Origin of the sequence: Actinoplanes sp. NPDC051633, assembly GCF_040681735.1 — a bacterium.
Lineage (GTDB): Bacteria > Actinomycetota > Actinomycetes > Mycobacteriales > Micromonosporaceae > Actinoplanes.
In genome coordinates this window covers 1-6,077 of the sequence record NZ_JBFAZH010000413.1, presented here as the reverse complement: position 1 = coordinate 6,077, position 6,077 = coordinate 1, and the positions used below count along the sequence as shown (strand labels likewise).

The following is a 6,077-nucleotide window of genomic DNA, read 5'->3' as shown; positions in this document are numbered from 1 at the left end:
GGCGTCGTCGAGGTGTCCGGCCGCGGCCGGGAATTTCTGCTCGATCGCCTCGACCACCCGCGCGTACTGGGCGGTCACCGCGTCGGCGTCGGGCTGGTCGAAGATGGTGCGGACCAGGGTGGCGACCCACGGCTGTGCGGTCTTGGGTACCTTCGCCAGCAGGTTGCGCAGATAGTGCGTGCGGCACCGCTGCCACGCTGCGCCGGGCAGGGCGGCGCCGATCGCACCCACGAGACCGCGGTGGGCGTCGGAGATGACCAGCCGCACCCCGGACAGCCCTCGCGCGGTCAACGACCGCAGGAACGCCAGCCAGCCGGCGCCGTCTTCGTCGCTGGCGACGTCCAGGCCGAGGACTTCCCGGCCGCCGTCGGCGTTCACACCGACCGCAATCAACGCGTGCACATTCACGGTCCGGCCGTGCTCACGGACCTTGATGACCAAGGCGTCCATCCAGATAAACGTGTAGTGGCCCGAGTCCAGCGGCCGGTTGCGGAACGCTTCGACCTGGGCGTCCAGGTGCTGCGCCATCTCGCTGACTTGTGACTTGGACAGCTGGCGGACGCCGAGCTGCTCAGCCAGTTTCTCCACCCGCCGGGTCGACACCCCCAGCAGATAGCTGGTCGCCACCACCGACACCAGGGCCTGTTCAGCGCGGCGGCGGTGCTGCAGCAACCAATCCGGGAAGTAGCTGCCCTGCCGCAGTTTCGGAATGGCCAGCTCGACCGTGCCGGCCCGGGTGTCCCACTCCCGAGCCCGGTACCCGTTGCGGGAGTTCACCCGCTGTTCGCTGCGCTCGCCGTAGCCGGCCCCGCAGACCGCGTCGGCCTCCGCGCTCATCAACGCGTCCGCGAACGTCTTCACCATCGCCCGCAGCAGGTCCGGGCTCGCCGACTCGATCTGCTCGCGCCACAGCCCGGCAGGGTCCACACTCTTGGGTGCGGTCATCGCATTGGTCTCCTTTGATTGTGACTTAGCCGTCTCAAAGGATCTCTGCGATGACCGTCTTCTATCTCACGACACGCTCGTCAGCGAGCCCGTCGTACACCACCTCCATGGACGCGACCCCCGCGAAGTGGGCGACCTACCACAGCTACCTGCGCGCAGCCGGACAGACGCCACCGATACACCGAGGCCCGCCACATGGCACAACGTCCGACTTCCATGGGCATCGCTGGCAGCGCCCCGGCCAGCACGCACTAGATGATCTTGTGCTCCCGATTTGCTCCCCAGTAAGAAGCCATACGGTGCAGATTCATTACATGCATCCAGGAAGTGGCGGCTGAACTGCGGAAACGTGGTGGCGATACTGGGATCGAACCAGTGACCTCTCCGGTGTGAACGGACGCCCGGCGAGTCGCTGAGCTGCGACTTCGCCGATGACCTGCATCGCAGCGGCGCCGTTGAGCGCAGTTGACGCCCGTTTAGAGACGTTCTGCGCGGTTGGGATCGGGTGCTGCTCCCAATTTGCTCCCCGATACACCGGCATCCGGCCGCCGGCCCGTGATGTTCCCCGGAGCCCAGCGTACGAGCTGATCTTGTGGATCCCCTCGCGCTGGTTGGCAAGATTGTCGGGGCAGCGTCAGCCAGTGGCGGTGGTCGAGGTCGCATCCACATCACAGTCTCGGCGGGGATAGTCAACAACGCTGCTGAACCGTCAGGCCGTCGTTGCCCCGCACTCACGAGCCCGTCTAGTCCTTGACCTCATCGTGCGTTGCCGGCGGCAGATCTGTGCGGTTCAGGCGCGCTGATCGCTCGGACCCATGTCACTTGCCTTTACGGCGTCCCGATAGTCATGGATGCGGACGCGACCGTGCCCTGGCGCTCGGGGACGTCGCCGCAGAATTGCCCGTGTGCGGCTGGGACCGGTCCGATCAGGTCGAGGTGGTGGGTGCCGGCGCGTGCGGTGAGTGGCACGACGATGGTCATGAAGAGTTCCTGGTAGGTGTGGGTGTTCGGTGCGGTCAGACGGACGCTGCTGGTCGCGATGGCAGCACCGTCGAACCGGAGTTCTGCCGGACCGCACAGCTTGCTGTTGCGGAACGCGAGGACTGGCAGGCTCTCCCCCGCAACGGCGGTTTCGGGCACGATCAGCCGGGCGTGCGGCTGTGCAGTGGTCGTTTGGTTGGCGGGGATCGGGGCGGCGGCCGCGGGGGCCTGTTTGGCGGTGCCGCCGCCGATGGCGTGTGAGGCGAGCAGCAGTGCCGCGCCGGCGATGACGGCTGCGGTCTGGAGCGGGTTGCGCGTGATCCGTCGCCAGTGGTGCGACCGTTCGGGGCTCGAGTGGTTTTGTGCATGGTCAAGATCGAGGTCGATGGTCAGCTGGCGGGCGTCGGCGGGGGCCGGCGTCGGATAGGTGTTCTGAACCGTCACGGGAATGTCCTTCGGTGCGGTGGTGTGTCTAGATTCCGACCTCGACCGTGGGGTCACTGGGTGGCGGCCCTGCCAGGATGGAGTTCGGGCCGATCGGGGGCGGGCTGGACTCATGGCAGCTGTCCGGGACGGTGTCCGGCGATGTTCCCGGACGATCCGCGGACGGCGTGGCGGCGCCGAAGGGGGCCTCTGTTATGGATTTCGAGGTCACGGCAGAGACTGGGAACCCGGAGGACCCGGTCCGGGTCTTCGCCGCCCGGTTGCGGGCGTTGCAGGTGAGATCGGGCGGCCCATCGGTGCGGGATTTGGTGCGGCTCACCGATAGGGCCGGTACGCCGTACAGTCGCGGCACCATCCAGGACAAGCTCGCGGGTCGCTCGGCGGCGCCGTGGGAGTTCGTGGAGGCGTTCGTGCGGGCGTGTGCGCTGCACACCGGTGGCTCGGACGAGCCGGACCTGCGCCCGTGGCGTGAATGGCACGGGCAGATGGCCCGGGAGGTCGCCGCGGCGCGGGCCGGCCGCCGGCGGACGGTTCGCACGGACGTGTGCCCGTACCGGGGGCTGGAGTCCTTCACCGCCGAGCACGCTCAGTGGTTCCACGGGCGGGGCGCCGCAGTGCAGGACGTGCTGACGGGGCTCGCCGCGTACCGGAAAGGGTTGGTCCTGCTCGGACCGTCGGGCGCGGGCAAGTCGTCGCTGGTGCAGGCGGGCGTGCTGCCCGCGCTGGCCGACGGTCAGCTGCCCGGCAGCGACCGGTGGCTGACGGTCCTTGCGAGGCCGGGTAAGGACCTGCCGAGCGAGCTGGTCAGGGCTGGGCTGCCCGAGGCGAGTGAGAAAGGGATCGCGGCGGCGGTTGCAGCCCGGCTGGCCGAGGAGCCATCGCCCGATCGGCTGGTGTTGGTGCTCGATCAGTTCGAGGAGATGCTGACTCCTGGCGTCGACGACGAGCAAGCCGCGGCCCAGCTGAGCGCCCTCGACGATCTGGCTGAAGCCGTGGGCGCTGCCGGGCTGAGTCTGGTCCTGGTGCTCCGCGACGATTTCTATCCGCGACTGGCCGCGCTGGCCCCGGACCTGCTGAACGGCCTGCTCCCGGGTTTGCTCAACGTGCCGGCCACGTTGAACACCGACGACCTGCGAGAGATCATCGTCCGTCCGGCCGAGGCAGTCGGCCTGGATTTCGAGGCCGGACTGCCTGAGCGGATCACCGCCGACATGCTGGCCGCGGACGCATCGGACGAGCTGGCCCGGCACGCACCGATCACTGCGCTTCCGCTGCTCGAACTCGCCCTGCGGCAGCTTTGGCATCGCCGGCAAGACACAACGCTGACGCACGAGGCGTATCAGCGGGTCGGCGGCATCGCCGGGGCGCTCACCACCTGGTGCGACACCGCGATCGAACGGCTGCCGGCCGAACACCACACCGTCGCGCAGCAGATCCTCACCGCTCTGGTGCGTCCCGCCGACGATGCGCGTCACATCCCCGCCGTACGCCAGCAACTGCCTGTGACCACCTTGCGCGAGCTCGCCGGGGATGGCTGCGACGAGGTCCTGGCCATGTTGATCGATCAGCGGATCGTGACCACCCGCACGATGCGCCAAGCCGGCGATCAGCCGGGTGTGCCGGTCGCGGAGCTTGTCCACGAGGCGCTGATCCGCGACTGGGCCGCGCTGCGGGACTGGGTAGGCCAGGACCACCGCTTCCAGGACTGGCTGCGCCGCGCCGGCGAGCGCGAGGCCCGCTGGGCACCGCACCGCGATCCCGGCGACCTGCTCAGCGGCAGCGAGCTGGCCGAGGGCAACGACTGGTCGACGCGACGTGGCCTGCCCGAGCAGGTGGCCAAGTTTCTTAAAGCGTCGCGGCGCCGGCAGGTGACCGGAGTCCGGCGCGCCCGGGCGGTGCAGGCGGTGCTGGCCACGCTGCTCATGGCGGCATTGATCGCGACCGGGCTGGCCTTCGTCGAGCGGCGCGACGCGGTCGGGGCGCAACGGATCGCCCTGTCCCGCCAGCTCGCCGCGCAGTCCACCGCCGTCCAGAGCGACGACCCTGACTTGGCCGCGCTGCTGGCCGTGCAGGCCTACCGAGTCAGCCCCACTGGCGAAGCCAAGGGAACCGTCTTCACAGCGGCCGCGTCCCCACTCCGGCGCCGGCTGAACACCGTGGTCGAAGACGAGCCGACGGTATCCTTCAGCCCGGACGGAACCCTACTGGCCGCAGGAAGCGGACGCGGCCCGGTTCGGCTGTGGGAGATACCCGACGGTCACCAGCACGCGACGCTGACGGGCCATACCGGCACAGTGAACTTCGTGGCCTTCAGCCCCGACGGTCGCCTCCTGGCCAGCGCCGGTGCGGACCACACCCTTCGACTGTGGGACATGACCGGCCGGCGAGCCCCGTTGGTGCTCGAAGGCCACGGCAAGCCGGTGACAAAGGCGGTGTTCAGCCCGGACGGTTTCACCTTGGCCAGCGCGAGCGAGGACAACACGATCCGGCTCTGGGACGTGCGGACCGGGAACTCCCGGGCGCCGATGCGGGTGATCTTCTCGGAGTACTACTCGCTGGCCTTCAGCCCGGACAGTCGTACCATCGCAGCCGGCGCTCAGGACGGCACCTTGTCTGTGTGGGAGACCTCCACCGGTAGCCTCCACAAAAACCCAAAAACACATTCCGACATCGTCAACTGGGTGGCGTTCAGCCCCGATGGACGGACTGCCGCGACCGCGGGAGAAGACCGAACTGTCCAGATATGGGACACCCGGACCTGGAGCCGACCGCGGAGATTGTCCGGGCACACCGCCGCTGTCTATGTGTTGGCGTTCAGCCCGGACGGGCGCACCCTCGTCACCGGCGGCGACGACCGCACGGCCCGGCTGTGGGACACCAGGAGATGGCAGCCCCGCCACACCCTCAGCGGGCACCTTGACGGCGTGAACGAGCTCGCGTTCAACCGCGACGGAACCATGCTTGCCACCGGCGGCGCGGATGGCGGGGTCCGGCTTTGGGACATGAGCAGCGGTGAGCCGCGCGGCACGCTACCCGGCGGCAGCGTGAACAGAATGGCGTTCAACCGCGACGGCGACCTTCTGGCCACCGGCGGCAACGACGGCGCCAGGCTGTGGGACCTGACGGCCATTCAACCGCGTTTCACCAAGCCCGGGAATAAAGGCCGTCTCTCCTCGGTGGCGTTCAGTCCGGACGGCCGTTCCATGGTCACCGGGGGAACGGATGGCGTGGTCCGGTTCTTCGATCCGCTCAGCGGAGACGAGACCCATTCGTTCAGCAACGAGGGCGAAGAGAGCAGATCGGCATATAGCCGGGACGGGCGACTGCTCGCGACCGCGGGCAAGCAGACGCGACTGTGGGATCTCGCTACACGCAGCGACCCAAAGGCATTGTCGTTCGAGGCTAATTGTCTGGCCTTCAGTCCCGACGGACACACCCTGGCCACCGCCGACAGCAACGGAGTCATCCAGTTGTGGGACATCCCCAGCGGGCGGCGGGGCCCGAAAATCAAGGGCCACGCCGGCGTCGTGAACTCGGTGGCGTTCAGCCCCGACGGGTCCACCCTGGCCACCGCCGGCGAAGACGGGTACGCGAGCCTGTGGAACCCGGCCGACGGTCGCCGGCTCGCAAAGTTCGAACATGCGCAGCTGGTGCTCGCGGTAGCGTTCAGCCCCGACGGCAGAACCCTGGTGACCACCGGCTGGGAG

The 6,077-nt window shown here is 68.6% G+C and carries 3 protein-coding genes and 1 tRNA gene; 1 reads left to right on the top strand and 3 read right to left on the bottom strand.

The features are described 5' to 3' along the window. From AB0M20_RS22260 to AB0M20_RS22250, 3 genes are all read right to left on the bottom strand, one after another. A partial coding sequence (locus AB0M20_RS22260) for an IS256 family transposase (RefSeq protein ID WP_364301004.1) occupies positions 1-945 on the bottom strand: 945 nt, incomplete at its 3' end. A 350-nt stretch (positions 946-1,295) separates the two neighbouring features. Further along, a tRNA-Val gene (locus AB0M20_RS22255) sits at positions 1,296-1,375 on the bottom strand. A 398-nt stretch (positions 1,376-1,773) separates the two neighbouring features. Continuing rightward, complete coding sequence (locus AB0M20_RS22250) at positions 1,774-2,370, bottom strand: hypothetical protein (RefSeq protein WP_364301002.1); 597 nt, start codon at positions 2,368-2,370, stop codon at positions 1,774-1,776. 77 nt (positions 2,371-2,447) lie between these two features. On the opposite strand from AB0M20_RS22250, the gene AB0M20_RS22245 reads away from it, so the two are divergent. Continuing rightward, the coding region (locus AB0M20_RS22245; protein WP_364301000.1) for a WD40 repeat domain-containing protein at positions 2,448-6,077 on the top strand (3,630 nt) is incomplete at its 3' end.